The following is a 26,978-nucleotide window of genomic DNA, read 5'->3' on the forward strand; positions in this document are numbered from 1 at the left end:
TTTGGCTGCTAGCATGGCCGGAATCACCCGCCGGAAGTCAGGTAAACGGATCGAGGCAAAGGCCCCTTGATGAAGGAAAAAATCTCTCTTCGCATGGCAAGGCGCATCGCGCTCGGCGCGCAGGGCTTTACGGACCCCCGCCCGGGCGGCGAGCCCAACCGCAGGCATCTCGCCCGTGTGCTCTCTCGCACCGGGCTGCTCCAGATCGACTCCGTCAGCGCGGTGGTGCGCGCCCACTACATGCCGCTATATTCGCGCCTCGGCCCCTACCCGCTTGCCTTGCTCGACAACGCGGCCGTTACCCGAAAGCGCGCCGTCTTTGAATACTGGGCACACGAGGCCTCCTTCCTGCCGGTCGAGACCTACCCGCTGATGCGCTGGCGCATGCAGCGCGCCGAGCAGGGTGAGGAAATGTATCTCGGCCTCGCCAAATGGGGCCGCGAGCGCAAGGAGATGATCGACGAGATCTACAGGGAAGTCGCCGATCGCGGGCCGATCGCCGCCTCCGACATCGAGGGCCATAAGGGCAATGGCGGCTGGTGGGGCTGGAGCGAGGCCAAGCACGCCTTCGAATGGCTGTTCTGGGCAGGGCGCATCACCACCGCCTACCGGCGCGGCTTTGAACGTTACTACGACCTGCCGGAGCGTGTTCTGCCGCAGGCCGTGCTCGACCTGCCTGTACCTTCGGTCGAGGACGCGCATCGTGAGCTGCTGCGCATTTCCGCCCGTGCCCACGGCATCGCCACCTATGGCGACCTGCGCGATTATTTCCGCCTGGCGCCCAGCGACACGAAAGACAGGATCGAGGAACTGGTCGAGGCGGGCGAGCTACTGCCGGTGCGCGTCGAAGGCTGGGACAAGGCCGCCTATCTCCACAAGGACGCCCGCTTCCCGCGCCGGATCGAGGCGCGCGCCCTGCTCGCTCCCTTCGATCCCGTGGTTTTCGAACGAACGCGCGCCGAAAAACTCTTCGACTTCCGCTACCGCATCGAGATCTACACGCCGGCCGAAAAGCGCCAGTATGGCTATTACGTGCTGCCGTTCCTGCTCGGCGACCGCATCGTCGCCCGCGTCGATCTGAGGGCGGACCGGCCTGCCGGCGTGCTGCGCGCCCATGCCGCCTATGCCGAGGCCGATGCTCCACCGGAAACTGCCGCGCAGCTCTTCGAGGAGCTGAAACAGATGCAGGCATGGCTCGGCCTGGAAGCGATCGAGGTGACGCCGGCCGGCGACCTCGGTCCGGCGCTGGCCGACATCCGGGTGTCGTAGCCGCGCGTTGACAGGCGCATAGACGTAAGCCTAAATCCGAGCCAGACGGTCTCCTCCCGGCAAAGGGAGGAGCCAAGAGGGAATGCGGTGCGGGCTAGAAAAATCCCCAAATCCGCGGCTGTCCCCGCAACTGTAAGCGACGAGCCTTAGCCGAAAACCACTGGGATGTTCCCGGGAAGGCGGCGCCAAGGCGATGACCCGCGAGCCAGGAGACCTGCCGTCTGAGACTGAAAATCCGATCGCCCGGCGGGTTTTCCGGGCAAGGAGCCTGTTTTGGATCGCAACGGCAGTTTCTCGGCTAATATCGCGGACATTCCGTCCGAGCGCGATGACGCGCTGGCCGACGTGACCGTCATCGTCTGCTCTTCCTGCCGCGACGAGACCGGCTCGGATGCGCATCCGCGCGCCGGCACCCTGCTCGCCGAAGACGCCCGCCGCGCCGCCTCGGGCGAAAACATCCGCATCCGCACCGTCGAATGTCTCGGCAACTGCAAGCGCCGCTTGAGCGCGGCACTGCTGCGCGACGGCTGCTGGAGCTACGTCTTCGGCGATCTGGAAACAACCAGCGGCGCCGACCTCATTGCCGGCGCAAAGCTCTTCGCCACCTCGACCGACGGCCTGATCCCTTGGCGCGGCCGGCCCGATTCTCTCAAGCGGGGCCTGGTTGCCCGCATCCCTCCTCTCGACCTCCTGAAGGACCGACCATGAACGCTTCCGTTTCCCGTGTCCCTTGCACCGTCGTCACCGGCTTCCTCGGCGCCGGCAAGACGACGCTGATCCGTAGCCTGCTCGAGAACGCCAAGGGCAAGCGGCTGGCGATCATCGTCAACGAGTTCGGCGATGTCGGCATCGACGGCGAGATCCTGAAGGGCTGCGGCATCGACACTTGCCCGGAGGAAAACATCGTCGAGCTCGCCAATGGCTGTATCTGCTGCACGGTCGCCGACGACTTCGTGCCGGCGCTCGACCAGATCCTGTCGCGCACGCCGAAGGTCGACCACATCCTGATCGAGACCTCCGGCCTCGCTTTGCCGAAGCCGCTGGTTCAGGCTTTTCAGTGGCCGACGGTCAAGAGCCGCGTGACCGTCGACGGCGTCATTGCCGTTGTCGACGGCCCGGCGCTGGCCGACGGCCGCGTCGCTTCCGACATGGACGCGCTGCAGGCGCAACGCGCCGCCGACGACTCGTTAGATCATGACGATCCGGTCGAGGAAGTGTTCGAGGACCAGATCGCCTGCGCCGACTTGATCATCCTGTCGAAGAGCGACCTGATGGACGCAGCCGGTGCGACCCGCGCCAACGCCGTCATCGGCGAGCATGTGGCGCGCGCCGTCAAGGTCGTGCCGACCACGCAGGGCAAGGTCGACCCGTCGGTGCTGCTCGGCCTCGGCCTTGCCGTCGAGGACGATATCGAGAACCGCAAGACCCATCACGACGACGAGCTCGATCACGAGCACGACGATTTCGACTCCTTCGTCGTCGATATCCCGTCGATTGCCAATCCGGACGAACTGGCGAAGCGCGTCGCCCTCGCCGCCGAGCAGGAAAACGTGCTGCGCGTCAAAGGTTTCGTCGAGGTCGGCGGCAAGCCGATGCGGCTCCTGCTCCAGGCGGTCGGACCGCGCGTCAACCACTATTACGACCGCGCCTGGACCGCGGAAGACGACCGCCGTTCGCGCCTCGTCGTCATCGGCCTCAAGGGGCTGAACCGCCCGGCGGTCGAGCGTATCCTCGCCGGCTGAGGCTAACCGACACGCGATGCATATCCTCACCACGACATCCGCCTCGCTCGACGACCTCGCCGAGCCGATCGACCTCAGGCAGACGCCTGCGGATGTCGTGGCCCTGTCCTTCACCGACAGCGATCTCTCCGGCCTGGCCGCCGCCTGGAAGGCGGACGCGGAGCGCCTACCGTCGATGCGGTTGGCTGCCCTTCGAGACCTCCGCCATCCGATGTCGGTCGACCTGTGGATCGACAGCGTCGCCCGCCATGCCAAGGTCGTTCTGGTCCGCATCCTCGGCGGTTACGACTGGTGGCGCTACGGCTGCGACCAGTTGGCGGCGGTTGCGCGCGACCGCGGCATCAAGCTGGCGCTGCTGCCCGGCGAAAGCCATGACGAGGACCAACGATTAATTGAAGGCTCGACGTTGTCGCGGGCCGAGCTCGACGCGTTGCTTGGCTATTTCCGCGAAGGCGGACCGGCCAATATGAGCGCGCTGGTGCAAAGATTGGCGAGGCTGGCGGGATCTGATGCGACCGTGGCCGAACCGGTCAGGGTGCCGAAGGCGGGGTACTATCAGCCGGGTGTCGGCGTGGTGGAGAAGCCTGACCTCTCAGATATCGGCGTTCCTTCGCACCCCCCTCTGTCCTGCCGGACATCTCCCCCGCAAGGGGGGAGATCAGCCGTCACCGGCCCCGGCGCCTCTTCTGCTAACTCAACAATAAAACCTTCTGCAGCATCCGCGATTGGCGAAATCGTCGATGACAGCTCAATCTCCCCCCTTGCGGGGGAGATGTCCGGCAGGACAGAGGGGGGTGTGACGGAGCTCGACCTCGACAACATCGACTCCGCCATCATCCCCATCCTGTTCTACCGCTCTATGCTGCTGGCAGCCGACGTCGCCCCCATCGACGCGCTGGTCGAAGCGCTGCGGCAGCAAGGGATGATGCCCATACCGATCTTCGTTTCCAGCCTGAAAGACCCGGCGTCTCTAACCTTCGTCGAGAGCGCCATCGCCTCGCTGCACCCGTCCGCCATCGTCACCGCCACCGCCTTTGCCTCCGGCGCCGAGCCGGGCGCCGAAACGCTCTTCGACCGCGCCGGCGTGCCTGTCTTCCAGGTCATCGTCGCCACGACGCGGCGCGAGGTGTGGGAGAAGAACCAGCGCGGCCTGGCGCCGGCCGATCTCGCCATGCATGTCGTGCTGCCCGAGCTCGACGGCCGCATTCTGGCCGGCGCGATCTCCTTCAAGGGCGAGGTCGAAACCGATCCGGCGCTGGCTTTTCGCGCTTTCGCCAACCGGCCGGAAGCCGATCGCGTCGCGCAGGTCGCCAAGCGCATCGCGGCGTCCATTCGTCTGCAACGGACTGAGCGAGCCGAGCGCAGGCTGGCGATATTGATCCCGGATTATCCAAGCGCGCCCGGGCGGACCGGCTACGCCGTTGGGCTCGACGTGCCGTCGAGCGTGCTCGCCATGCTGCATGACTTTGAGGAACAGGGCTATGCGGTTGACGGGATTCCGCAATCGCCGCGTGCACTGCTGGATTCGGTGGAGGTGGGTGGGCAGGGCCTTGCCTTGGAGGATTACCTCGCACTTTCGTCCGAACTGCCCGAAGCCGCGCGCGATGCGATGGAGGCAGCATGGGGACGAGCTAATGACGAAGCTCATGTCAATGCGCCCCCCTCTGTCCTGCCGGACATCTCCCCCACGAGGGGGGAGATCAGCAGTTCCGCCGCCGGCTCTCTCCCCCCAGCGTCGGAGATTGGCGAAAGCGCAGATGAGAGAGTAATCTCCCCCCTTGTGGGGGAGATGTCCGGCAGGACAGAGGGGGGCGCGAAGGAACGCAGCGCCTCAAAGTCAATCGACAAAACACGCTTCCCCTTCCGCGCCGCCACCTTCGGCAACGTCACCGTGGCACTCGCCCCGGATCGCGGACGCTCGGCCGACCGCCGCGCCGACTACCACGACCCGACGCTGCCCCCTCGCCACGAACTGATCGCCTTCGGCCTCTGGCTCCAAAGGTCGCTCGGCGTCCACGCCATCATCCATGTCGGGGCGCATGGCACACTCGAATGGCTGCCGGGCAAGACGGTCGCGCTCTCCGACACCTGCTTTCCCGAGATCGTCACCGGCGCCCTGCCGGTCATCTATCCCTTCATCGTCTCCAATCCCGGCGAGGCGGCGCAGGCCAAGCGCCGCATTTCGGCCGTCACGCTCGGCCATCTGCCCCCGCCGCTGACCGGTGCCGGCCTCGACGAAGCTCAGCAGAAGCTCGAACGGCTGGTCGACGAATATGCCCAGGCCGACGGCCTCGACCGCCGCCGACGCGACCGTCTGGCCCGGCTCATCGTCGAAGCGGCGCAAAAATCTGGCTTGGCCGCCGAAGCCGGCGTCGCCGGCACCGACGCGCCCGACGAAGCGCTGCGCCGCATCGACGCGTGGCTTTGCGATCTCAAGGATTTCGCTGTGAAGGACGGGCTGCATGTCTACGGCCGCGCGCCGCAAGACGAAACCGATCCGCTGCGGAAGCAAAGCGCAGAGGCCGAAAAGACGGCCCTGCTGGCAGCACTCGACGGCCGTCACATCAAGGCCGGACCGGCCGGAGCGCCGGCGCGCGGCCGCTCCGATGTGCTGCCCACGGGACGCAACCTCTTCACCTCCGATCCGCGCACCATGCCGACGCCGACCGCCTATGACCTCGGCCAGGCGGCGGCGGAAGAAGTTGTGCGCAGCTACATGCAGAGCCATGGCGACTGGCCGCGCTCGCTGGTCATCGACCTCTGGGGCTCGGCCTCGTTACGCACCGGCGGCGAGGAAATCGCGCAAGGGTTGGCGCTGATGGGCTGCCGGCCGCAATGGGATGCCGCGACCGGTCGCGTCACCGGTATCGAGGTGCTGCCACCGGCAGCGCTCGGCCGCCCGCGCGTCGACGTCACCTGGCGAATTTCCGGCCTGTTCCGCGACATGTTCCCGACCCAGATCGCGCTGATCGACGCCGCCGCCAACGCTGTTGCGAGCCGCGACGAGGACGATTCCGAAAACCCGCTCGCCGCCGCGACCCGCGCCGAGGGTAAAGTCGCCCCGCGCATTTTCGGCACCTCGCCCGGCACCTATGGCGCGGGGGTCGAGGATTTGCTGTCGCGTGGCGAATGGGGCGTGCGCGAAGAGATCGGTCGCGCCTATCTGGATGCGACCTCCCATGCCTATGGCGGCGCCGACGGCGAAGCGATCTCGGCGCCCGGTGCCTTCGAGGGCCGCATCGCCGAGGCCGACCTGCTCGTCCACACCGGCGATGATCCCGGCCGCGACATCCTCGAAGGTTCGGCCGATGTCGCCTTCATCGGCGGGTTTTCGGCCGCCCTTGCCGCGCTCGGCCGGAACGCCGATGTCATCGTGCTCGACACGACCGATCCGAAGAAGCCGAAGCCGCGCTCGGTCGGTGAAGCGGTGTCGCGGGTGGTGCGGGCGCGCGCGGTCAACCCGCGCTTCATCGCGGGCCAGATGCGCCACGGCCCGCGCGGCGCCTCGGAATTCGCCGAGACGGTCGACCGCCTCGTCGGCTTCGCCGAGACCACCCATGCCATTTTGGGCGCGCTGATCGAGGCGGTACACGACGCCTATCTTGGCGATCCTGACGTCCGCGCCTTCCTCCTGCGCGAGAACCCGGCCGCGGCGAAGGTCATTGCCGAGCGGTTCCTTTCGGCGCGGCGTCGCGGCCTTTGGCACCCGCTCCGTAACTCCATCGACGACGATCTTGCTGCGTTGATCGCCGAGGCCCAGGGGATGGCGGCATGAACGCCTTCTCGCGCCGCGGCGCCTGCCCTGCCCTCAGCGCCCCGATGCAGACCGGCGACGGACTGCTGGTGCGGCTCAATCCGGTCGCTGGAGGACTTACCCCCAAGGCACTGATCGGACTCTGCGAATCCGCCTTGCGCCACGGCAACGGCATCATGGAAGTGACCGCGCGCGGCAATCTGCAGATCCGCGGCCTGACCGCGGAAAGCGCCAGGCTGCTGGCGGCGGAAGTGGACGCGCTGGGAATTGTAGTGCGAAGCGGTGTGCCGGTGGAGACCGGACCTCTGGCGGGCATCGACCCTCAGGAGATTGAAGATCCGCGGCCTGTGGCTGAATGGATCAGGGCGGCGATTGAAGAGGCCGGGCTGACGCCGCGGCTGGGACCGAAGGTGTCGGTGGTTGTCGATGGCGGCGGACAGCTGACGATGGATGCGGTGACGGCCGATGTGCGGGTGAGCGCGGTGCGGGCCACCGCGCGCGTGCAGTGGAGCGTGTCGGTTGCCGGCGACGCGCGGAATGCAAGGCCGCTCGCAACGGTCGATGCGGATGCCGCGCGGGACATTGCCGTGGGAGCACTCAGGATGGTCGCCGAGAAAGGCCGCGAGGCGCACACGCGGGATTTGACAGATCGGCAATTAGCGTCCCTCGCAGGCTGGCATTCCTTCGCGCCCCCCTCTGTCCTGCCGGACATCTCCCCCACAAGGGGGGAGATTGACCTATCGCCGTCGGTTTCGCCAATCGGCAAGGTCGCACCAAGCGTCGGGGTGGCAAGTAGAACGCCGCCGGCCCAGCTGCCAATCTCCCCCCTAGTGGGGGAGATGTCCGGCAGGACAGAGGGGGGCGCCGTAGAGCACCTTCGCTCGCCCATCGTCCTCTTCGACCTGGCTAGCACTCACGCCCTTGGCATCGGCCTGCCCTTCGGCAGCATGCCGGCGCAATTCCTCATCGAACTCGCCACAGCAGCTTCCAAACTCGGCACCACCGAAATCCGCCTAGCGCCCGGCCGCGCCCTGCTCTTCCTCGGCCTCTCCGCATCCGCCTGCGACTCGCTGCAAGCCTCAGCCGCCGCCCTCGGCTTCGTCACCTCCCCCGCCGACCCCCGCACCCGGATCGCCGCCTGCCCGGGCGCGCCTGCTTGCGCCTCAGGCCGCATCGCCACCCGCGCCATCGCCGAGACGATCGCCAGCGGAAGCGCCGACCTCTTCGATCCTTCGCTTACCCTCCACATTTCCGGCTGCGCCAAGGGCTGCGCGCATCCCGGCCCGGCAGCGCTCACAATCGTCGGCGACGAAAACGGAGCCGGACTTGTCGTGGGCGGGACGGCAAAGGCCCTTCCTGCCGGATACAGGCCGGGCTATGACGCCGCGCGCGGGGTCACCGGCATCCTTGCCGCGGTGCGTGCGCAAAGACATCAGGGCGAAACCGTTGCCGCTTGCCTCACATGGCTTGGCGCGGCCGGCATCGCCGAACTCTATCGACGGAACTGAAGAATGGCCGCCTACGACTATATCCATGACGGAATGGCGATCTACGAGCGCTCTTTCGCCATCATCCGCGCCGAGGCCGACCTGGCGCGCTTCTCCGAGGCGGAAGCCGATGTCGCGATCCGCATGATCCATGCCTGCGGCCAGGTCGAGGCCGCCGGCCATTTCGTCTTCTCCAGCGATTTCGTTGCCGCCGCCCGGACCGCCCTTGCCGCCGGCGCGCCGATCTTCTGTGACGCGGAAATGGTCGCTCACGGCGTCACCCGCGCGCGCCTGCCGGCCGGCAACGAGGTGATCTGCACGCTGCGCGACCCGCGCACCACCGAGATCGCCAAGGAAATCGGCAACACACGCTCGGCAGCGGCCATCGACCTCTGGGGCGAACGCATGGCCGGCTCGGTCGTCGCCATCGGCAACGCGCCGACCGCGCTCTTTTATCTGCTCGAAAAACTGCGCGACGGCGCCCCGAAACCGGCCGCGATCATCGGCATGCCGGTCGGCTTCGTCGGCGCGGCGGAGTCGAAGGACGCGCTGGCCGAGAATTCCTATGGCGCGCCCTACGCCGTCGTGCGCGGCAGGCTGGGCGGCAGCGCGATGACGGCGGCCGCGCTCAACGCATTGGCGAGGCCGGGACTGTGAACGCAATTGTGAAAGGCCGCCTCGTCGGCGTCGGCACCGGACCCGGCGATCCGGAGCTTTTGACGCTGAAGGCCGCGCGGGCATTGGCTGAAGCGGATGTCGTCGCCTATTTCGCCAAGCGCGGCAACAACAGCAATGCGCGCGCCATCGTCGAGGCACGCTTCCGGCCGGACATGATCGAGCTGCCGCTGCTCTATCCGGTGACGACCGAGATCGACAAGGACCACGACGACTACCGTTCGCAGATCACCGATTTCTACGAGCAGTCCGCCGAACAGGTCGCCGGGCATCTCGGCGCCGGCAGGATGGTCGCCGTGCTGTCCGAAGGCGATCCGCTCTTTTACGGCTCCTACATGCATCTGCATGTGCGCCTGGCGCACCGCTTCCCGACCGAAGTCATTCCCGGCATCACCGCCATGTCCGGCTGCTGGTCGGCGACCGGCCTGCCGATCGTCCAGGGCGACGATGTGCTCACCGTGCTGCCGGGCACGATGAGCGAGTTCGAGCTGACGCGCCGGCTGGCCGATACCGATGCCGCCGTCATCATGAAGGTCGGCCGCAACCTGCCGAAAATCCGCCGTGCGCTGGAGGCAACCGGCAAGCTGGCGAAGGCTATCTATGTCGAGCGCGGCACCATGCCGGGCAGCGTCTCGATGCGGCTTGCCGAAAAACAGGACGACAAGGCCCCCTATTTCGCCATCGTGCTGGTCGCCGGCTGGTCGGCCCGTCCTGGAGCCCCCGGAGCAAAGCCATGAGCGGCCGCCTCACCGTCATCGGTCTCGGCCCCGGCAACGCCGATCAGGTCACGCCGCAGGCAAGCCGCGCCGTGGCCGAGGCTTCCTTCTTTTATGGCTACAAGCCCTATCTCGACCGGCTCGTGCTGAGGGACGATCAGACCCGCATCGCCTCAGACAACCGCGAGGAGCTTGCCCGCTCCAACGAAGCGCTGGCCAAGGCAGCCGAAGGCCATAGCGTTGCGGTCGTTTCGGGCGGCGACCCCGGTGTTTTCGCCATGGCGGCGGCGGTCTGCGAGGCGATCGAGGCCGGCCCGGCCGAATGGCGCGCCATCGACATTTCGGTCGTTCCAGGCGTCACCGCCATGCTGGCGGTCGCCGCCCGCATCGGCGCGCCGCTCGGCCACGATTTCTGCGCCATCTCGCTCTCGGACAATCTGAAGCCGTGGGATCTGATCGAGCTGCGCCTGTTGGCCGCTGCCGGCGCCGGCTTCGTCATCGCGCTCTACAATCCGATCAGCAAGGCCCGCCCCTGGCAGCTCGGCCGCGCCTTCGAATGCCTGAAGGCGATCCTGCCCGGTACCACGCCGGTGATCTTCGGCCGCGCCGCCGGACGGCCGGACGAGCGCATCGAGGTATTTTTGCTGGCGGATGCAGATGCGGAGAGGGCCGACATGGCGACCTGCATCATCATCGGCTCGCCCGAGACCCGCATCATCAAGCGCGGCGAAAAACCCGCGCTGGTCTACACGCCGCGTTCGGCAACAGGGCCGAAAAAATGATCGACCATCTCGGCCAGTTGATCGACGGTTTCAGCCGAGGGAACGTCCGGCAAGGGCGACCGGCGCACCATGATCACCTCGATGCCGAGCGCCCGCGCCGCGGCGATTTTGCCATAGGTCGCCTCCCCGCCGCTGTTCTTCGAGACGATGGCATCGATGCCGTGCGTTTCGAGCAGCACCCGTTCGTTGGCTTCCGGAAACGGCCCGCGCGACAGGATATAGGTCGCATCGGGCACCGCCAGCTTCGGCTCGACCGGATCAACGCTGCGGATCAGGTAGCGGTGCTGTGGCGCGACCTCGAAGGCGCTGGCCTCCTGCCGGCCAATCGCGAGGAAGACGCGGCGCGGCGCCGCACCAAGCGCTTGCGCCGCTTCAGCGACACTGTCGACCAGCGTCCACCGATCACCCGCAACAGGCTCCCAACCGGAGCGACGCAGCGCAAAGATCGGCACGCCGGTTTGGCTGGCCGCCTCAGCGGCGTTAGCCGAGATGCGCGCTGCGTAAGGATGCGTGGCGTCGATCAGCAGGTGGATGCGTTCTTGGCCGAGGTAGGCAGCCAATCCTTCCGCGCCGCCGAAGCCGCCGGTACGCACGGGCACGCCCTGCGCGACGGGGCTTTCTGTACGCCCGGCAAGCGACAGCGTGACCGACAAATCCGCGCGACGAGCCAGTTTGCCGGCCAGTTGCCGGGCTTCCGTCGTTCCGCCAAGGATCAGGATACGGTGGGTCATCATGCCTGCTAAGGGTCCGCGCGGCGCCAAGCTCACCCAAAGATGGCTTACCATCGTCGGCATCGGCGAGGACGGTGTAGCGGGTCTCGGCGACGAGGCCAAGCGAAGGATCGGCGAGGCCGAAGTCATCTTCGGCGGCAAGCGGCACCTCGCCCTTGTCTCATCCCTGGCCAAGGGCGAGGCGCGCCCGTGGCCGACGCCATTCGATGCCGAAATGCGCGACGTGCTCGCGCTCAAAGGCAAAAACGTCTGCGTGCTTGCTTCCGGCGATCCGTTCTTCCACGGCGTCGGCGTCACCCTGGCGCGCAAAGTTAAGCCGGAGCAAATGATGGTCCTGCCCGCGCCATCGTCGCTGTCGCTGGCGGCCTCCCGTCTCGGCTGGGCGCTGCAGGATGTCGAGACCATCTCGCTGCATGGCCATTCGATCGACCTGATCCGGCCCCTGCTCCATCCCGGCGCGCGCATTCTGGCGCTGACCTCCGACGGCGACGCGCCGGTAGCCATCGCCGCACTGCTCGATGAACTCGGCTTCGGCCCTTCGCGGTTGACGATCCTCGAAGCGCTCGGCGGTGCGGATGAAGCGCATCGAACCGCCCGCGCCGACGTTTTCGATCTCAAAAAAATCAATCCGCTCAACGTGCTGGCGCTCGAAATTGAAACGACGGCGGACGCGCGCATCCTGCCCTTGACCGTCGGTCTTGCCGACCATCTGTTCGAGCATGACGGCCAGATCACCAAGCGCGAGATTCGCGCCATCACGCTGTCGGCGCTGGCGCCACGGCGCGGCGAATTGCTGTGGGACATCGGCGCCGGTTCCGGCTCGATCGGCATCGAGTGGATGCTTGCGCATCCTTCGACGCGGGCGATTGCCATCGAAGCCGATAGTGAGCGCGCCGCCCGCATCGCCCGAAACGCCGCGCATTGCGGCGTGCCGGGCCTTGTCGTGATCGAAGGCTCGGCGCCGAAGGCGCTGGCAAAATTGGAGACGCCAGACGCCATCTTCATCGGCGGCGGCGGCAGCGATGCCGGCGTGCTGGACAAGGCGATCAAGGCGCTGCGTCCGGGCGGTCGTATGGTCGCCAACGCGGTGACGCTGGAGATGGAGGCGCTGCTGCTCGACCAGCACAACAGGCGCGGCGGCGACCTTACCCGCATCGCGCTTTCGCGCGCGGCGCCTGTCGGATCCATGCAGGCCTGGCGTCCAGCGATGCCGGTGATGCAGTGGAGCTGGGTAAAGCCATGATGATCGCGGGCATCGGCTGCCGGAAAGGCGTGACGGCGCGCGACGTGCGCGCCGCGATCGAGACCGCGCTCGAAGCGCATGGGCTGGCGATGACTGCTCTTTCGGCGCTGGCGACCAGCGAAGTCAAGCGCAACGAGGAAGCGATCTTCCTTGCTGGGCGCGACCTCGACCTCCCTGTACTCGTCATCCCCAACGACGCATTGCAAGCCGTCTCGTCGAGCACGATCAGCCGATCCGAAGAGTCACAAGCGCATGCCGGCACGCCCTCGGTTTCGGAAGCCTCGGCCCTGGCCGCGGCAGGCAAGGGCGCAAGACTGCTTGGGGCCCGCACCGTCCTCGGCCCGGTGACTTGCGCCATAGCCATCAGCGGAGACGCGCCATGACCGTCCACTTCATCGGCGCCGGGCCGGGCGCGGCCGACCTCATCACCTTGCGCGGCAGCCGGCTGCTGGCGTCCTGTCCCGTGTGTCTTTATGCCGGCTCGATCGTCGCACCGGAACTGCTCGAACATTGCGCGCCCGGCACCAGGCTGATCGACACCGCGCCGATGTCGCTCGACGAGATCGAGGCCGAATATGTCGCCGCCCACCAGGCCGGCCAGGATGTCACCCGCCTTCATTCCGGCGACCTGTCGGTCTGGAGCGCGGTGGCCGAACAGATCAGACGGCTGGAAAAGCGCAACATCCCCTACACGCTGACGCCGGGCGTGCCATCCTTTGCCGCCGCCGCAGCAGCGCTGCGTCGCGAGCTCACCATTCCCGAGCTTGCGCAAAGCCTGGTGCTGACCCGCGTCTCCGGCCGTGCCTCGAAAATGCCTCCCGGCGAAACGCTGGCCGGTTTCGGCCGCACTGGCGCGACACTTGCCATTCATCTCGCCATCCACGCCATCGACCGCATTGTGGCAGACCTCACACCGCTCTACGGCGCCGAATGCCCGGTCGCTGTCGTCTTCCGCGCCTCTTGGCCGGACGAGCGCATCCTGACCGGCACGCTGGGCACCATCGAAGCGCAATTGGCCGAAAACCCGATGGAGCGCACGGCAATCATCTTCGTCGGCAGTGCCTTGGCCGCGCAGGACTTCGGCGAAAGCTCACTTTACGACGCCCACTACCAGCGGCGTTTTCGTGGACGGGACGGATTGTGAACGACATCGCCAACAGAAACGGACGGGCCACGGTGGAGCAGGCGCTGGCGCGGCTGAACTTCAAGCCGCGCGCGCTGGAGCCCGGCCATGTCTGGCTGGCCGGCGCCGGTCCCGGCGATCCCGGCTGCCTGACGCTGGAGGTGCTGGCGGCACTCGGGCAATGCGATGCGCTGGTCTATGACGCGCTGGTCTCGCCCGATGTCGTGGCGGTCGCCGAAGGTGCTGAACTTTTCTACGCCGGAAAACGCGGCGGCCAGCCCTCGATGAAGCAGGACGCCATCAACGCTCTGCTCGTGCGGCTGGCGCGCGAGGGCCGCCGTGTGGTGCGCCTCAAAGGCGGCGACCCCTATATTTTCGGCCGGGGCGGTGAAGAGGCTTTGGCGCTCGCGCACGAAAACATTCCGTTCCGCGTTCTCTCCGGCCTGACCTCCGGTCTCAGCGCGCTTGCCGCCACCGGCATCCCCGCCACCATGCGCGGCATCAACAAGGCGGTCATCCTCGCCACCGGCCATGCGGCGGGCACCGATGACGACATCGACTGGGCTGCTATCGCGCGCACCGGCCAGCCGGTCGTCGTCTATATGGGCATGGCCAACCTGCCGGCCATTGCCGCCGCCCTGCTCAAGGGCGGGCTCGCGCCCTCGACCCCGGCGGCGGTGATCGTCGCCGCGACCACGCCGCAAGAGCGCATCGTCGTCGCCACGCTCGCGACAATCGCCGAGGAAGCGGCAGCCGCCGGACTCGCCTCGCCGGCGCTGATCGTCGTCGGCGGCATCGTCGCCATGCGCGCAGCACTGGCAGGCGCGACATGACGGCGCGCGCGATCATCATTGGCGCGCCGCGCTCCGGCTCGGGCAAGACCAGCGTCACCATCGGCCTGCTGCGCGCGCTTGCCCGGCGCGGGCTGAAGGTGCGCGGCGCGAAATCCGGACCGGACTATATCGACCCCGGCTTCCACGCCGCCGCCACGGGCCTGTCCGGCGTCAATCTCGACAGCTGGGCGATGTCGCCTTCCCTGCTCAACGCGCTGGCCAGTCAGGCAGCGGACGATGCCGAATACGTCATCCTCGAAAGCGCGATGGGTCTGTTCGACGGCATCCCCGCGCCTGAAGGCCGTTCGGGCTCCGCCGCCGATCTCGCCCGGCTCTACGGCCTGCCCGTGCTTCTGGTGCTCGACGTTTCCGGCCAGTCGACCACGGCGGCGGCCGTCGCCAAGGGTTTTGCGACCTACGATCCGGATGTGCGCATGGCTGGCGTCGTGCTCAATCGTCTTGGCAGCGAGCGCCATCGCCGGCTGTCGGGCGACGCCATCGAGGCGATCGGCCTGCCCGTGGTCGGCGCCATCATGCGCGATCCGACGCTCAACCTGCCGGAGCGGCATCTCGGCCTCGTCCAGGCCGGCGAATACGAGAACCTGATGGCGCATCTCGACCGGCTGGCCGACATGGTCGAGAAGTCGCTCGACATCGATGCCGTCCTGGCGCTGGCGAAACCGCTGGAACCCACTGCTGGCCATTTTGACGACGCGTTGCAGCCGCCCGGACAGCGCATCGCGCTGGCCGAGGACGCCGCATTCACCTTCCTCTATCCGCATGTCGCCACGCACTGGCGCAAGGCAGGTGCCGAGATCGTCCCCTTCTCGCCCCTTGCCAATGAGGCGCCGGTCGAAGACTGCGACGTCTGCTGGCTGCCCGGCGGCTATCCCGAATTGCATGCCGGCAAGCTCGCGGCTGCGGAGACCTTCCGGGCCGGAATGGCTCGCTTCGCCGCGACGAAGCCCGTGCATGGCGAGTGCGGCGGCTTCATGGTGCTGGGCGAAGTGCTGGAGGACGCGGACGGCGAGAGCCACCAGATGCTCGGCCTGCTTGGACACTCGACCAGCTTCGCCAGGCGCAGGATGAACCTCGGCTATCGCGAGGCCCGCCTGCGTGCCGCTTGCCCCTTGGGGCCTGAGGGCACGCTGATCCGCGGCCACGAATTCCACTACGCGCAGGTGACCGCCACCGGCAATGACGAGCCGCTGGCCGACCTTGCCGACGGCCAGGGCAACGCGCTGGGCGCGTCAGGCTACCGGCGCGGCCATGTCAGCGGCACTTTCTTCCACGCCATTGCGAGGGGCGCATGAGCGGTCTCTCCGAACCCCGGCAATTGCTTGACGATATCGGCCTCAGCCTTGTCTTCTTCACAAGGTTGCGCCTGCCGTCGGGCGATTTCGGTGGCCGCAGCCTTGCTGACGCGATCTGGGCGGCACCCTTCGCCGGTCTCGCCGTCGCCGTTATCGGCGCGCTTGTCTACGCCATTGCTTTCGCCCTGGGTCTTGCCGGTGGTCCGGCCGCGGTGCTCGCGCTTGCCGCGACGATGCTTGTCACCGGCTGCCTGCACGAGGACGGATTTTCCGACATCGCCGATGGCTTCGGCGGCGGCAGGACACGCGAGAAAAAGCTGGAGATCATGCGCGACAGCCGCATCGGCGCTTATGGCGCCGCGGCGCTCGGCATCTCGCTGCTCATCCGCTGGAGCGCGCTTTCGGAACTGGCCGGACCCGGCCATGTCTTCCTGGCGCTGCTTGCCGCGCATGCCGCCTCGCGCGGCATGTTCGGCGCTTTCATGCATCTTTTGCCACCGGCCCGCGCCGACGGTCTGTCGGCGAATGCCGGCGCCGTAGCCTTCGAGACAGCTGCTATCGGGGCAGCGCTCGGCGCCGTGTCGCTGCTGGCGCTCGGCCTTGGCGGCGCCATCGTCGCGCTCATCTTGCTCGGCCTGTTGTTCGCCGCGTTCCGCTCGCTTTGCCTCAGCCAGATCGGCGGCCAGACCGGCGACACGATCGGCGCGCTGCAGCAGCTCGGCGAGATCTCGGTGCTGCTTACCGCTTCCGTTTGCCTTTCCTGATTCTCTTTCGGAGACCTTGCCCCCATGTCCTCCCAATCAACTTCTTTCAAATCGCTCGAAGACCTTCGCGCAGCCTGCCTCGATCTCCCTGCCGGCAGTGACGCCGCCGCCAGCGCCGTAGCAAAACGCCAGGACACGCTCACCAAGCCGCCGGGCAGCCTCGGCCGGCTGGAGACGATCGCTGCCTGGCTGGGCCGCTGGCAGGGCCGCGACATGCCCAAGCTCGATGCCGTGAAGGTCTTCGTATTCGCCGGCAATCACGGCGTCACCGCGCAGGGCGTTTCGGCCTATCCGTCGGAAGTCACCGTACAGATGGTGGCGAATTTCGCTGGCGGCGGCGCGGCCATTAACCAGCTTGCCCGCATCGCTGGCGCCGGGCTCGATGTCATCCCGCTCGACCTCGACCGTCCGACCGGCGATTTCACGCAGGTGCCGGCAATGGACGAGCAGGCATTCCTCGCCGCCGTCTCTGCCGGCTACGACGCTGTGACCAAGGACCTCGATCTCGTCTGTTTCGGCGAAATGGGCATCGGCAACACCACGCCGGCGGCCGCGATCTCGACGGCGCTGTTCGGTGGCGGCGCGGAAAAATGGACAGGACGAGGCACCGGCGTCGACGACGCCGGCCTGCAGCGCAAGGTCGTGGCGATCGAGGCGGGACTCAAGCGCCACGCTGATTCGCTCTCCGATCCGCTGAAGATCGCCGCGGCACTTGGCGGGCGCGAGCTTGCCGCCATCTTCGGCGCCACGCTTGCCGCGCGCCACAACAACGTGCCGGTGCTGCTCGACGGCTTCGTCTGCACCGCCGCCGTGGCGCCGCTGGCCAGGCTGCACCCGACGGGGCTGGCGCACACCATCGCCGCCCATGTCTCGGCAGAGGCCGCCCACCGCCGCTTGCTCGAAGCCCTCGGCCTGCCGCCGCTGCTCGACCTCGGCATGCGGCTCGGCGAAGGTTCCGGCGCCTGCCTGGCCGTCAACATCGTGCGCTCGGCGCTCGAGTGCCATGCCAGGATGGCGAGTTTTGCCGAGGCGGGTGTCTCGGAAAAGTAATAAACAAAACGGCGGGTTGCCCCTCACGGGCGACTCGCCGGTCAAACTTCAGCGGCCTCATATCCCAACGCCGCCTGAGCAGCCGGCCGCTTCGAGCGGAGGGTTTTGCATCGAATTTAAGAGGAAAAATGGTGGGTGTGCACAGGATCGAACTGTGGACCCGCTGATTAAGAGTCAGCTGCTCTACCAACTGAGCTACACACCCACACCGCCGGAAACCCAGCGTCGGCGGCGCATATAGCCGCCGGATTCGGCGATGTCTAGCCCTGCAGGATCATTTCCCGACAAATCGGCACGGCATGATCCCGAAAAGTGGATTCCCGGTTTTCGGAAAAGATCATGCCCGCTCGAAAAAGGCCGCAGGCGTCAGACAAACAACCTGCCTTCCGCGACCTTGATCGCATGGCCGCCGATGCGCGCGGAGGCCAGTTTTCCGCCGTCGACATTGAGTTCGAGCCGGATGCGCGAGGGCCTGCCCATTTCCAGCCCCTGCTCGATCCAAAGCTGCGAGATTCCGTCCGTCGGAGCATCGAAATGCATGATGGCGCCGGCAAAGGCGGCCGCCGCCGAGCCGGTCGCCGGATCTTCGTAGGAAGGGGTACCGGGCACGATCATGCGGACATGGAAGGCGCTGTCGTGATGCACCGACTCGCGGCAATAGACATAAGGGCTGGCGAAGGCCCATTCGCTCTTGCGCGGCGCAAGTTCCGACCACGCCTGGTTGTCGAGCCTGATCTTGGCCGCCGCCTCAAGATCCGCAACCGGAATGGTCACGTAAGGCACGCCGGCCGACCAGAAGGCGACGCGGTGATTCTCGAAGCCGAGCTCGTGCGGGGCAAGGCCGAGCGCCGCGCCAATCGCTTCGGGATCGGCCTTGAGCTCTAACGGTTCCGGCAGTTTCGCCAGGTCGAATTCGGCGAATGTGGCGCCATCATGCGTGCTGACCGCGCAGCGTACCGGACCGATATTCTCCTCCAGCACGAAGACGCCCGCCGGCGCCCCTGCCAGTTCGGCAAGCGCGATCGCCGACCCGACCGTCGGGTGGCCCGCGAACGGCATCTCGTAGTCGGGCGTGAAGATGCGGATACGGTTGCGGTGCTTGAAATTTTCGGGCGGCAGCACGAAAACCGTCTCGGACAAGTTGAATTCGCGTGCGATCGCCTGCATGGCGGCCGTGTCCAGCCCCTCGCTGTCGAGCACCACGGCGACCGGATTCCCGGCCAGCCGCTCGGTGGTAAACACATCGTAAAGCAAGTAGTTGCGCGCCATCGAGAAAACCTTCCGCCTCGCCCCGAATTTCTGCCTCAATCCCAACATGAGGGAAATTTAATTTGAAATTCGAACCTTAAGGCCTGATCTGTGCATGGATAGGGACATCAATTTTTCGCTATAGGGGTCCGGGGTGGACCAGGTTGTCAATCCGCCAAACGCAGAATCCGATACTTCCATCGAGACGGCTCTCGGACTCGACCGCAAAGGCGTGAGACGCAAGCGCCGGCGCGGCTGGCTTTACGCGCTGCTGGCGCTGGCGATCGCGGCGGCCGCGATCGGCGTCTACCGGTGGAACGCCGCCTCGCCGCCCCGAATCGAATACACCACCGCGCCGGCGGCAGTCGCCGACCTGATCGTCCAGGTGTCGGCGACCGGCACGCTGCAGCCGCTGACGCAGGTCGACATCTCCAGCGAGCTTTCCGGCATCGTCCGCTCGGTCGCGGTCAACGAGAACCAGCAGGTCAAGAAGGGCGACGTGTTGGCAACGCTCGACACCGCCAAGCTCGAGGTCCAGATCGAGCGTGCTACCGCCTCGGCCAAGGCGGCAGCGGCGGCCGTCGAGGACGCCAAGGTGACCTTGCAGGAAAACGAGAACGCGGTGGTCCGCGCGAGCGCGCTCACCAGGCGCGGCATGGCGACGGACCAGTCGCTCGAGGCGGCGACCGCGACGCGCGACCGCTCCACGGCGGCACTCGACAGCGCCGAGGCCAATCTCGCCATCGCTGAGGCCGACCTCAAGGCGCAGCAGACCGACCTTGCCAAGAGCACCATCTACGCGCCGATCGACGGCATCGTGCTCACGCGCTCGGTCGATCCCGGACAGACGGTCGCCTCTTCCCTGCAGGCGCCGGTGCTCTTTGTCATCGCCGCCGATTTGCGGAACATGGAGCTGCAGGCGGCGGTGGACGAGGCCGATATCGGCCAGGTCAAGCCCGGCCAGCATGCCCGCTTCACGGTCGACGCCTTCCCGGACCGTCCCTTCGACGCCGAGATCCGCGACATCTCCTACGCCTCGGTCACCACTGACGGCGTCGTCACCTACAATGCACGGCTGGAAGTCGACAACAGCGAGCTTCTGCTGAGGCCGGGCATGACCGCCACGGTCGCCGTGGTGACCAGGCAGGCCAAGGGCGTGCTCACCGTGCCGGCCACAGCCTTCCGCTATCGCCCGGCCCAACAGGCGGCACGCGGCTGGAGCCTGAGCGACCTGTTCACCGGCCGCATGGGCCGTCCCAACTGGCAGCGCGAGGCGACCAAGGTGCCGGCCGACGGCTCGCGCACCCTCTATGTGCTGGAAAACGGTCGGCCGCATCCCATCAATGTCAGGATCGGCTCGACCGACGGCGAATTGACCGAGATCACATCCGGCCTCGCGGAAGGCGCCGAGGTCATCACCGGCTCGCAGCAGCGGAGCTGACTCGTGTCCGCTCCCCTGCTCATCACCTTCGACAAGGTCTGGAAGAGCTATGGCGAGGGCGAGGCGCGCGTGCATGCGCTTGCCGGCGTCGATCTCGGCATCCGCAGAGGCGAGTTCGTCGCCATCATGGGGCCGTCCGGCTCTGGCAAGTCCACGGCCATGAACATCATCGGCTGCCTCGACACGCCGACGGCCGGAACCTACCGCTTCATGGGCGTCGATGCGGGCCGGCTCGACCGCAACCGCCGCGCCCTGCTGCGCAATCTCTATGTCGGCTTCGTCTTCCAGGGCTACAACCTCCTGCCGCGCACCACGGCCGCGGAAAATGTCGAGCTGCCGCTGATCTATCGCGGCGTTTCAGCCCGCGAGCGCCGACACCTGGCCATGCAGGCGCTAGCCCAGGTCGGGCTGGTCGGGCGCGAGCATCACACGCCGGGGGAGCTCTCGGGCGGCCAGCAGCAGCGCGTCGCGATCGCGCGGGCCATCGTCACCAGGCCAACGCTGCTCGTCGCCGACGAGCCAACGGGAAATCTCGATACCGCGCGTACGCACGAGATCATGGAATTGCTGACCAGGCTGAATGCCGAGCTCGGCCTCACCATCGTCATGGTCACGCACGAGGCAGATGTCGCCGACTATGCCGAGCGCACAGTGCGCTTCCTCGACGGCCACGTCGCTTCGGATACAGCGGAAGCCGAGGCAGCATGATCTGGGAAACCGTCCGCCTTTCGCTGATTTCGATCCGCCGGAACGTGCTGCGCTCGTTCCTGACCTTGCTCGGCATCGTCATCGGCGTCGCCGCGGTCATCGCCATGCTCACCATCGGCTCGGGCACCACCGAGAAGGTCAAGGCCGACATTTCCAAGCTCGGCAGCAACCTGCTCGTCGTCCGCTCCGGCCGTCCCGCCGGCCCCGGCGGGCCGGGCGGGCTCGATCAGGTCACCCGACCGCTGGCCGCCAAGGATGTTGAAGCGCTGGTCGCCCATCTCAGCGGCGCCCGCGCCATCGCGCCCGCCTCGCAGAAGCAGGTGCGCGTCATCTTCGGCACGGAAAGCCTGACGTCGGGCGTCACCGGCACCGACAGCGCCTATCTCGACGCGCGCGACTGGAAGCTGGTCTCGGGCCGCCCCTTCAGCGATTCCGAGACCCGCGCCGGCGCCGGCGTGTGCCTGATCGGCGAGACAGTGCGCCAGCAGTTCTTCGGCGCCGGCGATCCGGAAGGCGAGATCATCCGCGTCAACCGCACCTCCTGCAGGATCATCGGCCTCTTGGAGCCCAAGGGCTATACCGGCTTCGGCCAGGACCAGGACAATGTCGTTCTGATGCCCTTAGCTGCATACCAGCGGCGCATCGCCGGCAACCGCGACATCGACAACATTTACATCGCCGCCGACGACAGGACGCCGACCTCCGAACTGCAGCCGCGCGTCGAGGATATTTTGCGCGACACGCGCCGCATCACGCCGGACCGCGATCCCGATTTCTCGATCCGCGACATGACCCAGATCGCCGACGCCATGGCCAGCGCCACCACGACGATGACCGGCATGCTGGGTGCCGTCGCCGGCGTTAGCTTGCTTGTCGGCGGCATCGGCATCATGAACATCATGCTGGTGTCGGTCACCGAGCGCACGCGCGAGATCGGCATCAGGCTGGCGATCGGCGCGCACGAAAAGCACATCCTGATCCAGTTCCTGGTCGAGGCGACGGTGCTGTCGCTGCTCGGCGGCATCATCGGCATCCTGATCGGACTGGCGCTCGCCGGCCTTGCCTCGGCGACGTTGACGATACCTTTTGCGCCGAGCTTGGCGGTCATCCTGCTCGCCGTCGGGTTCTCGGCACTGATCGGCATGGTGTTCGGCTTCTTCCCGGCCTTGCGCGGCGCAAGGCTCGACCCGATCGACGCGCTCCGGCACGAATAAAGCCCATGGGGCTTTTGCCGCGCCTTGGCTTGCAGGGCCTGTCAGAACGGAAGCCGCGCGTTCTCCTTGACCTCCTTCATGACGAAGAAGGTCCGCGTCTGCCGCACGCCCGGCAGCGCGATCAGCTTCTGCCCGTGCAGCTTGTTGAAATCGGCCATGTCCCGAACTCTTATCTTCAGCAGATAATCGAAGTCGCCGGCCACCAGATTGCAATCCAGCACCTCCTTGAGCTTGACCGCGGCCTCCTCGAAGGCGGCGAAGCTTTCCGGCGTGGAGCGGTCGAGCACGACGCCGACCATCACCAGCGCGCCAAGCCCTACCGCTGCCGGCGCGATCTCCGCCCTGACTCCTGTGATGTAGCCCTCTTCGAACAGGCGCTGCATGCGACGGTGGCATGTTGCGGCGCTGACATTCACCCGGATCGCCAGCTCCGTATTGGTCAGCCGTCCTTCGGACTGGAGGGCCCGCAGGATCTTGACGTCGATGCGATCGAGAGCCGGAGTGGAAGATTCTTCCATTTCCGCCCGCCAAGTTGAATGAATATATCTATGTTAGCGCAATTTTGGAGGAAAGTGCAAAACTTTGAGTGCCCGTTCGAGAGCACCTTTCGCGGGAATTGGTCTATCCTTTGCCCATCGAAAACGACCACGGTGGAGGGCAAATCGATGTCACTTCTCGACAAGTTTGAACGCTATCCGCTGACCTTCGGCCAGACGCCGATCGAGCATCTGCCGCGCCTGAGCGCGGCGCTGGGCGGGAAGGTGCAAGTCTACGCAAAGCGTGACGACTGCAATTCCGGTCTCGCCATGGGCGGGAACAAGTTGCGAAAGCTCGAATATATCGTGCCCGACGCTCTTCGCGCCGGCGCCGACACGCTGGTATCGATCGGCGGCGTCCAGTCGAACCATACGCGCATGGTCGCCGCGACGGCCGCCAAGATCGGCATGAAATGCGTGGTCATCCAGGAGAAATGGGTGCCGCATTATGATGCGGTCTACGACCGCGTCGGAAACATCCTGCTGACGCGCCTGATGGGCGCGGACAGCCGTCTTGTCGACGACGGCTTCGACATCGGCATCCGCAAGAGCTGGCAGGACGCGATCCAGTCGGTGATAGACGCGGGCGGCAAGCCTTATCCGATCCCGGCCGGCGCTTCTGTGCACAAGTTGGGCGGGTTGGGCTATGTCGGTTTCGCCGAGGAGGTCGCCAGGCAGGAGGCCGAATTCGGCTTCACCTTCGACTACATCATCGTCTGTGTCGTGACCGGGTCGACGCAGGCCGGCATGATCGTCGGCTTCGCCGCGCAAAACCGCGCCGACCGGGTGGTGATCGGCATCGACGCCTCCGGGACGCCGGAACAAACCCGCGCGCAAGTTCGCCGCATCGTCGACGACACCGCCGCCCTCGTCGAACTGGGTCGCGCCGTCCGCGAGGACGAGATCGTGATCAATCCGGACTATGCCTATCCGGCCTACGGTATTCCGTCGCAAGCCACGAACGACGCGATCCGGCTGGCGGCCCGCACGGAGGCCATGATCACCGATCCGGTCTATGAGGGGAAATCGATGCAGGGCCTGATCGATCTGACCAGGAAAGGCTTTTTCCCCGAGGGATCGAAAATCCTCTACGCGCATCTTGGAGGCGCGCCGGCCATCAACGGCTACAGCTATTACTACAAGGACGACGGCGGCGCCGCGAAAGGAGGGCTCGACGACGCGTTGCCGCCGCTCTTTCCGTGAAGACTTAGGCGGCGTCGCCACCGCCGGCGAAATGCCACTCGATAAGCGGCTTCATATGCCCCATCAGCCCGTCGGGAAGGTCGGCGGCATTACGAATGACCACCGGCCCATCGATCTCCGGCTCGCTCTCGGCGGCAACGAAGGCGCTGATACGCCGAGCGATCTCTTCGGCCGGCTCGGCAACATGATAGCGGCGGAAGATGACCGTGCCGCTCGGCGTCGACAGCGCGTGATAACGTCTGCCCCGCTGAGCCGTTGACAGATCGATCCCGGTCTCCTCGCCCACCTCGCGGATCATGTTGAAGTCGACATCGACGAGGCCGTCGCGGAAATCGATCGGCTCGAAGGAGCCGGCGGCGAAGTAGACGCGGCCGGCGTTCACCGTGTGCGAGCCCATGCGGATCGCCACCAGCGCATTGTCGCCGGCGACCAGCACGGCATGCGCATAGGCATGTTCGGCGCCGCTGAGCTCCCTGTTCTTGCGCCACAGCATGAAGGTCGAGTACCTCACCGCATGGCAGCGGCCTATGAGCCGGCTGTCGCGATAGGCGAGCGCCGAAAGCAACACCACCGTGCCGTCGTAGAGTGCCGGCTTCGCCGCCATTTCGCGTTGCCAGTTCTCGGCGATCGCCGGCTGGTTGTCTCGTTCGAAGGGATGAGGACTTGGGTCGAGCCGCACGTCGACTGCGTCGACCGGCAAGATGACGTTGCGCGGCAGGTCGAAACTCATCAGGAGGCCATGTCCAGGGTGATCACCACCGGGCAATGGTCGGAGGCCTTCGGCCTGTCCCACCCGGCCCGCGGGAAACGTTCGACTTCCTGACCGGACGGAAAAATGGTGCGCCAAGGCTGGCCGTGGCGGATGATCTCCGGAACCGCGGTGGCGTTCTTCGCCGCCAGCGCCTTCGACAGCAGGATGTAATCCAGCTGGCAGAGATGCCGCTCTTCCGGCCCGCGCGTGTGATAAAAACTCCAGCGGTCCATCTCGGGCCGCCGCTCCACGACATTTTCGCAAAAGCCGCCGGCGGTCAGAACGTTGATCGAGGACTGGGCTTCGTCGACGACCTGGAAGCGATAGCCGTCGAAGCTATCGCCTTCGATCTTCACGCGCTGCCGGTAGTCGTTCATGTCGCCGCAGATCGCCCAGCGTTTGTCGGCAGCATGGTCCTTGCCGAAACGATTCTCGATGATGCGGCGCACGGCCTGCGCTTCGGCGATGCGCAGCGGCATCGTCGCCTCGCGGCCGTCGAGTCCGTTGCGCGGCGAGCCCATCGACTTGAAATGCACCAGGTAGAGCGTCAGCGGCACGCCGCCAACCGTCAGGTCGATTTCCAGGCAGTCGCGCCGGAAGATGCGTTCGTTGGCCAGATGCCCCAGCGCCGCCAGCTCCGGCGTGAACAGTCCGAATTGCTCGAACGTGACATAGGCATGGCTGGTCATGCGCACGAATTCGATCGGCTGCCCCTGCGCGGTCTCGTTGCGCATCATCACGGCGACGTCGATGCCGCGCGAATCGTTGCCGGCGGTGGTGTATTTCTGGCGATAGCCCTGCCCGATCATCTTGAAGAGATAGCCATATTCGAAGGCCTTCAGCGCCTCGATGTTGTCGACCTCCTGCATGCAGATGATGTCGGCGCGGGTCGCGGCTATGGCGAGCGCGGTAAGCTGGCGGGTGTCATCGGACTGGGCGATGATGCGCGCCTGTTCGAGCAGCCTGTACTCAGCCTCGCTCCGGATATCGAACAGCGCCAGCGTGCGGTCCTCGTTGAGCTGGTTGCGATAGCCGGAGAAATCGAACCTGTTCATCAGGTTCTCGACGTTGAAGGTGGCGAGGCGCAGCGACATGGCCGAGACCTTTGCCCGCAAGCGAAGGCGAACACAAGGGCCGGCGCATGCGCGTTATGGTTGACGGAACCTTTCCGTTCATCCTCCGTTCAGACGGAAAGTCCCATCAATAGGCCTCTTCCCGGGGTATGCTGGGCGTGGGGCCTGTACTCCTTGGAGAGTGAAATGAAACCGCTCTTGTCTTCCCTTGGATCCGGCCTCGTGACCCTGGGTCTCCTTGCGGGCCTGACGGCGCCGTCGATTGCCGGCCCGATCCTGCAGCCGGATCTCTCGACCGCCACCAGCACGGCGGCACCTACGATCATACCTGTCCGCGACAGCTGGGCCGGCGGCAACAACTACTCGCCGCAGATGTATGACTGGCGCTGGCGGCGCGGTGGCGACTGGCGGGGCCACGATTTCAGATGGCGCGGCGGCGACTGGCGCGGCCGTCATTTCTCCCGCGACTGGGATGGCGACGACTGGCGCTGGCGGCATCATCGCCATCATCGGCATTTCGATAGCGGCGACGCGGCCCTTCTGGGGCTGGGCCTGGGCCTTGGCCTGGGCAGCCTAGCCTACAACAGCTATTACGATCCCTACTATTATGACCCCTATCCGCGCTACTACCAGCCGCGGCGCATCTACCGGACGGAGCGGCTCCCTAGGGCCCATGTCCAATGGTGCTACGACCGCTACCGGTCCTACCGGGCCTGGGACAACACCTTCCAGCCCTACTACGGCCCGCGCCGGCAGTGCATTTCGCCCTATATCTGAGCCGGTCGGCAGCAAGAATGAGACGGCGCCCATCGCGGCGCCGTTTCTTTTTCGGCAAAAGCATTCGCCTGCAGGGCAATAACCTTAAATTTAGCGGGGGCGTCTATTGGTGGTGCGGTGCCCCACATAAGGATCGCGTGCCGCGATCCGCTAGGACATGCCCGCCATGGCTGAGAACGAGTTGAGAGGCAAGCACAGGCAACGCGTGCTGAAAGGCGCGGCGATCCTGACCGGCATCAACAATTCCGAGGTCAAGTGCACGGTGCGCAACATGCATCCCGGTGGCGCCGAGCTGAAGGTGCCGATCGAGGCCCGCGTGCCCGACGAATTCCTGCTTTACGTGCCGACCGACGGCATCGGCTACAAGGCGATCGTCCGCTGGCGCCGCGACGGCCGCATCGGCATCGAGTTCACCGGCACCGGGCCGAAGCCGCATTGGCACTATGGATGAGAGAACGGTCGGCGTTGGACCAGAGCAATTCCAGGAAAAGTGTGTAACGGTTTTCCGTCCGGAATTGCGTAAAAACAAAGAGATAGAGCGGTTC

Annotated in this window: 26 protein-coding genes, 1 tRNA gene and 1 riboswitch; of the genes, 21 read left to right on the top strand and 6 right to left on the bottom strand. The window is 66.3% G+C overall.

What is annotated here, in order from left to right:
* Nucleotides 1-69 precede the first annotated feature (69 nt).
* From RFN30_RS30415 to RFN30_RS30450, 8 genes are all read left to right on the top strand, one after another.
* The gene (locus RFN30_RS30415; protein ID WP_320265690.1) at nucleotides 70-1,269 is read left to right on the top strand and encodes a winged helix-turn-helix domain-containing protein; all 1,200 of its coding nucleotides are present in this window, start codon (nucleotides 70-72) and stop codon (nucleotides 1,267-1,269) included.
* Between the two features lie 29 nt (nucleotides 1,270-1,298).
* A riboswitch (cobalamin riboswitch) is annotated at nucleotides 1,299-1,505 on the top strand.
* A 37-nt stretch (nucleotides 1,506-1,542) separates the two neighbouring features.
* Nucleotides 1,543-1,977 carry a DUF1636 family protein gene (locus RFN30_RS30420; protein ID WP_320265691.1) on the top strand — a complete coding sequence of 145 codons (435 nt, stop codon included), beginning with the start codon at nucleotides 1,543-1,545 and terminating at the stop codon, nucleotides 1,975-1,977.
* Nucleotides 1,974-3,011 carry a cobalamin biosynthesis protein CobW gene (gene cobW / locus RFN30_RS30425; protein WP_320265692.1) on the top strand — a complete coding sequence of 346 codons (1,038 nt, stop codon included), beginning with the start codon at nucleotides 1,974-1,976 and terminating at the stop codon, nucleotides 3,009-3,011. The genes RFN30_RS30420 and cobW overlap by 4 nt, the downstream gene beginning before the upstream one ends.
* A gap of 16 nt (nucleotides 3,012-3,027) precedes the next feature.
* Nucleotides 3,028-6,786, top strand: coding sequence for a cobaltochelatase subunit CobN (locus tag RFN30_RS30430; RefSeq protein ID WP_320265693.1), 3,759 nt, complete (start codon nucleotides 3,028-3,030; stop codon nucleotides 6,784-6,786).
* On the top strand, nucleotides 6,783-8,273 hold the full coding sequence (gene cobG / locus RFN30_RS30435; RefSeq protein ID WP_320265694.1) for a precorrin-3B synthase: 1,491 nt from the start codon (nucleotides 6,783-6,785) through the stop codon (nucleotides 8,271-8,273). Before RFN30_RS30430 ends, cobG begins: the two co-directional genes overlap by 4 nt.
* A 3-nt stretch (nucleotides 8,274-8,276) precedes the next feature.
* Nucleotides 8,277-8,909, top strand: a complete 633-nt coding sequence (locus RFN30_RS30440; protein WP_320265695.1) for a precorrin-8X methylmutase — start codon at nucleotides 8,277-8,279, stop codon at nucleotides 8,907-8,909.
* Complete coding sequence (locus RFN30_RS30445) at nucleotides 8,906-9,664, top strand: precorrin-2 C(20)-methyltransferase (protein WP_320265696.1); 759 nt, start codon at nucleotides 8,906-8,908, stop codon at nucleotides 9,662-9,664. The genes RFN30_RS30440 and RFN30_RS30445 overlap by 4 nt, the downstream gene beginning before the upstream one ends.
* Complete coding sequence (locus tag RFN30_RS30450; protein WP_320265697.1) at nucleotides 9,661-10,425, top strand: precorrin-3B C(17)-methyltransferase; 765 nt, start codon at nucleotides 9,661-9,663, stop codon at nucleotides 10,423-10,425. The genes RFN30_RS30445 and RFN30_RS30450 overlap by 4 nt, the downstream gene beginning before the upstream one ends.
* Here the strand turns inward: RFN30_RS30450 and RFN30_RS30455 are convergent.
* Nucleotides 10,389-11,156: a cobalt-precorrin-6A reductase gene (locus RFN30_RS30455; protein ID WP_320265698.1), complete on the bottom strand. Its 768-nt coding sequence runs from the start codon at nucleotides 11,154-11,156 to the stop codon at nucleotides 10,389-10,391. The two genes, RFN30_RS30450 and RFN30_RS30455, sit on opposite strands and share 37 nt — an antisense overlap.
* A 1-nt stretch (nucleotide 11,157) precedes the next feature.
* Here RFN30_RS30455 and cbiE point away from each other — a divergent pair, with 1 nt between their 5' ends.
* From cbiE to cobT, 7 genes are read left to right on the top strand one after another with little or no spacing between them, the layout of a single operon-like run.
* Nucleotides 11,158-12,399, top strand: coding sequence for a precorrin-6y C5,15-methyltransferase (decarboxylating) subunit CbiE (gene cbiE / locus RFN30_RS30460; protein ID WP_320265699.1), 1,242 nt, complete (start codon nucleotides 11,158-11,160; stop codon nucleotides 12,397-12,399).
* Nucleotides 12,396-12,782, top strand: coding sequence for a cobalamin biosynthesis protein (locus RFN30_RS30465; protein ID WP_320265700.1), 387 nt, complete (start codon nucleotides 12,396-12,398; stop codon nucleotides 12,780-12,782). Before cbiE ends, RFN30_RS30465 begins: the two co-directional genes overlap by 4 nt.
* Nucleotides 12,779-13,543: a precorrin-4 C(11)-methyltransferase gene (cobM, locus tag RFN30_RS30470; protein WP_320265701.1), complete on the top strand. Its 765-nt coding sequence runs from the start codon at nucleotides 12,779-12,781 to the stop codon at nucleotides 13,541-13,543. Before RFN30_RS30465 ends, cobM begins: the two co-directional genes overlap by 4 nt.
* Entirely contained in the window at nucleotides 13,540-14,355 is an 816-nt protein-coding gene (cobA, locus tag RFN30_RS30475) for a uroporphyrinogen-III C-methyltransferase (RefSeq protein ID WP_320265702.1), read from the top strand. The genes cobM and cobA overlap by 4 nt, the downstream gene beginning before the upstream one ends.
* On the top strand, nucleotides 14,352-15,668 hold the full coding sequence (locus tag RFN30_RS30480; RefSeq protein ID WP_320265703.1) for a cobyrinic acid a,c-diamide synthase CobB: 1,317 nt from the start codon (nucleotides 14,352-14,354) through the stop codon (nucleotides 15,666-15,668). The genes cobA and RFN30_RS30480 overlap by 4 nt, the downstream gene beginning before the upstream one ends.
* Nucleotides 15,665-16,432 (top strand): adenosylcobinamide-GDP ribazoletransferase, encoded by a 768-nt coding sequence (locus tag RFN30_RS30485; RefSeq protein WP_320265704.1) that lies wholly within the window; start codon nucleotides 15,665-15,667, stop codon nucleotides 16,430-16,432. Before RFN30_RS30480 ends, RFN30_RS30485 begins: the two co-directional genes overlap by 4 nt.
* A gap of 24 nt (nucleotides 16,433-16,456) precedes the next feature.
* A complete protein-coding gene (cobT, locus tag RFN30_RS30490) occupies nucleotides 16,457-17,482 on the top strand; it encodes a nicotinate-nucleotide--dimethylbenzimidazole phosphoribosyltransferase (RefSeq protein WP_320265705.1) in 1,026 nt (341 codons plus the stop codon).
* A gap of 129 nt (nucleotides 17,483-17,611) precedes the next feature.
* Here cobT and RFN30_RS30495 read toward each other — a convergent pair.
* Both RFN30_RS30495 and RFN30_RS30500 read right to left on the bottom strand, forming a co-directional pair.
* Nucleotides 17,612-17,687: transfer RNA gene (locus RFN30_RS30495), tRNA-Lys, on the bottom strand.
* Nucleotides 17,688-17,848: 161 nt separating this feature from the next.
* The gene (locus tag RFN30_RS30500) at nucleotides 17,849-18,751 is read right to left on the bottom strand and encodes a PhzF family phenazine biosynthesis protein (protein ID WP_320265706.1); all 903 of its coding nucleotides are present in this window, start codon (nucleotides 18,749-18,751) and stop codon (nucleotides 17,849-17,851) included.
* A gap of 133 nt (nucleotides 18,752-18,884) precedes the next feature.
* Between RFN30_RS30500 and RFN30_RS30505 the strand changes: the two genes are divergently transcribed.
* Genes RFN30_RS30505 through RFN30_RS30515 form a run of 3 tightly spaced genes read left to right on the top strand, consistent with a single transcriptional unit; the run spans nucleotide 18,885 to nucleotide 22,093 of the window.
* Nucleotides 18,885-20,171 (top strand): efflux RND transporter periplasmic adaptor subunit, encoded by a 1,287-nt coding sequence (locus RFN30_RS30505; RefSeq protein ID WP_320265707.1) that lies wholly within the window; start codon nucleotides 18,885-18,887, stop codon nucleotides 20,169-20,171.
* Between the two features lie 3 nt (nucleotides 20,172-20,174).
* On the top strand, nucleotides 20,175-20,879 hold the full coding sequence (locus tag RFN30_RS30510) for an ABC transporter ATP-binding protein (protein ID WP_320265708.1): 705 nt from the start codon (nucleotides 20,175-20,177) through the stop codon (nucleotides 20,877-20,879).
* The gene (locus RFN30_RS30515) at nucleotides 20,876-22,093 is read left to right on the top strand and encodes an ABC transporter permease (protein WP_320265709.1); all 1,218 of its coding nucleotides are present in this window, start codon (nucleotides 20,876-20,878) and stop codon (nucleotides 22,091-22,093) included. Before RFN30_RS30510 ends, RFN30_RS30515 begins: the two co-directional genes overlap by 4 nt.
* Nucleotides 22,094-22,134: 41 nt before the next feature.
* On the opposite strand, the gene RFN30_RS30520 is transcribed toward RFN30_RS30515, so the two are convergent.
* A complete protein-coding gene (locus RFN30_RS30520; protein ID WP_320265710.1) occupies nucleotides 22,135-22,611 on the bottom strand; it encodes an Lrp/AsnC family transcriptional regulator in 477 nt (158 codons plus the stop codon).
* Nucleotides 22,612-22,758: 147 nt separating this feature from the next.
* On the opposite strand from RFN30_RS30520, the gene RFN30_RS30525 reads away from it, so the two are divergent.
* On the top strand, nucleotides 22,759-23,832 hold the full coding sequence (locus RFN30_RS30525) for a 1-aminocyclopropane-1-carboxylate deaminase (RefSeq protein ID WP_320265711.1): 1,074 nt from the start codon (nucleotides 22,759-22,761) through the stop codon (nucleotides 23,830-23,832).
* Between the two features lie 4 nt (nucleotides 23,833-23,836).
* Here RFN30_RS30525 and RFN30_RS30530 read toward each other — a convergent pair whose 3' ends face one another.
* A complete protein-coding gene (locus RFN30_RS30530; RefSeq protein WP_320265712.1) occupies nucleotides 23,837-24,562 on the bottom strand; it encodes a hypothetical protein in 726 nt (241 codons plus the stop codon).
* Nucleotides 24,562-25,677, bottom strand: coding sequence for an endonuclease/exonuclease/phosphatase family protein (locus tag RFN30_RS30535; RefSeq protein WP_320265713.1), 1,116 nt, complete (start codon nucleotides 25,675-25,677; stop codon nucleotides 24,562-24,564). The genes RFN30_RS30530 and RFN30_RS30535 overlap by 1 nt, the downstream gene beginning before the upstream one ends.
* 165 nt (nucleotides 25,678-25,842) lie before the next feature.
* Here RFN30_RS30535 and RFN30_RS30540 point away from each other — a divergent pair, with 165 nt between their 5' ends.
* Nucleotides 25,843-26,433, top strand: coding sequence for a BA14K family protein (locus RFN30_RS30540; protein ID WP_320265714.1), 591 nt, complete (start codon nucleotides 25,843-25,845; stop codon nucleotides 26,431-26,433).
* A 166-nt stretch (nucleotides 26,434-26,599) separates the two neighbouring features.
* Nucleotides 26,600-26,884: a PilZ domain-containing protein gene (locus RFN30_RS30545; protein ID WP_320265715.1), complete on the top strand. Its 285-nt coding sequence runs from the start codon at nucleotides 26,600-26,602 to the stop codon at nucleotides 26,882-26,884.
* Nucleotides 26,885-26,978 lie beyond the last annotated feature (94 nt).

It is taken from the genome of Mesorhizobium dulcispinae, assembly GCF_033977345.1.
Lineage (GTDB): Bacteria > Pseudomonadota > Alphaproteobacteria > Rhizobiales > Rhizobiaceae > Mesorhizobium > Mesorhizobium dulcispinae.

Bases quoted from the DNA above. Each gene is read 5' to 3' on its own strand.
- RFN30_RS30415 (WP_320265690.1), top strand. From the start codon at position 70: ATGAAGGAAAAAATCTCTCTTCGCATGGCAAGGCGCATCGCGCTCGGC.
- cobW (WP_320265692.1), top strand. From the start codon at position 1,974: ATGAACGCTTCCGTTTCCCGTGTCCCTTGCACCGTCGTCACCGGCTTC.
- RFN30_RS30430 (WP_320265693.1), top strand. From the start codon at position 3,028: ATGCATATCCTCACCACGACATCCGCCTCGCTCGACGACCTCGCCGAG.
- cobG (WP_320265694.1), top strand. From the start codon at position 6,783: ATGAACGCCTTCTCGCGCCGCGGCGCCTGCCCTGCCCTCAGCGCCCCG.
- RFN30_RS30440 (WP_320265695.1), top strand. From the start codon at position 8,277: ATGGCCGCCTACGACTATATCCATGACGGAATGGCGATCTACGAGCGC.
- RFN30_RS30450 (WP_320265697.1), top strand. From the start codon at position 9,661: ATGAGCGGCCGCCTCACCGTCATCGGTCTCGGCCCCGGCAACGCCGAT.
- RFN30_RS30455 (WP_320265698.1), bottom strand. From the start codon at position 11,156: ATGACCCACCGTATCCTGATCCTTGGCGGAACGACGGAAGCCCGGCAA.
- cbiE (WP_320265699.1), top strand. From the start codon at position 11,158: ATGCCTGCTAAGGGTCCGCGCGGCGCCAAGCTCACCCAAAGATGGCTT.
- RFN30_RS30465 (WP_320265700.1), top strand. From the start codon at position 12,396: ATGATGATCGCGGGCATCGGCTGCCGGAAAGGCGTGACGGCGCGCGAC.
- cobM (WP_320265701.1), top strand. From the start codon at position 12,779: ATGACCGTCCACTTCATCGGCGCCGGGCCGGGCGCGGCCGACCTCATC.
- RFN30_RS30480 (WP_320265703.1), top strand. From the start codon at position 14,352: ATGACGGCGCGCGCGATCATCATTGGCGCGCCGCGCTCCGGCTCGGGC.
- RFN30_RS30485 (WP_320265704.1), top strand. From the start codon at position 15,665: ATGAGCGGTCTCTCCGAACCCCGGCAATTGCTTGACGATATCGGCCTC.
- cobT (WP_320265705.1), top strand. From the start codon at position 16,457: ATGTCCTCCCAATCAACTTCTTTCAAATCGCTCGAAGACCTTCGCGCA.
- RFN30_RS30500 (WP_320265706.1), bottom strand. From the start codon at position 18,751: ATGGCGCGCAACTACTTGCTTTACGATGTGTTTACCACCGAGCGGCTG.
- RFN30_RS30515 (WP_320265709.1), top strand. From the start codon at position 20,876: ATGATCTGGGAAACCGTCCGCCTTTCGCTGATTTCGATCCGCCGGAAC.
- RFN30_RS30520 (WP_320265710.1), bottom strand. From the start codon at position 22,611: ATGGAAGAATCTTCCACTCCGGCTCTCGATCGCATCGACGTCAAGATC.
- RFN30_RS30525 (WP_320265711.1), top strand. From the start codon at position 22,759: ATGTCACTTCTCGACAAGTTTGAACGCTATCCGCTGACCTTCGGCCAG.
- RFN30_RS30530 (WP_320265712.1), bottom strand. From the start codon at position 24,562: ATGAGTTTCGACCTGCCGCGCAACGTCATCTTGCCGGTCGACGCAGTC.
- RFN30_RS30535 (WP_320265713.1), bottom strand. From the start codon at position 25,677: ATGTCGCTGCGCCTCGCCACCTTCAACGTCGAGAACCTGATGAACAGG.
- RFN30_RS30540 (WP_320265714.1), top strand. From the start codon at position 25,843: ATGAAACCGCTCTTGTCTTCCCTTGGATCCGGCCTCGTGACCCTGGGT.
- RFN30_RS30545 (WP_320265715.1), top strand. From the start codon at position 26,600: ATGGCTGAGAACGAGTTGAGAGGCAAGCACAGGCAACGCGTGCTGAAA.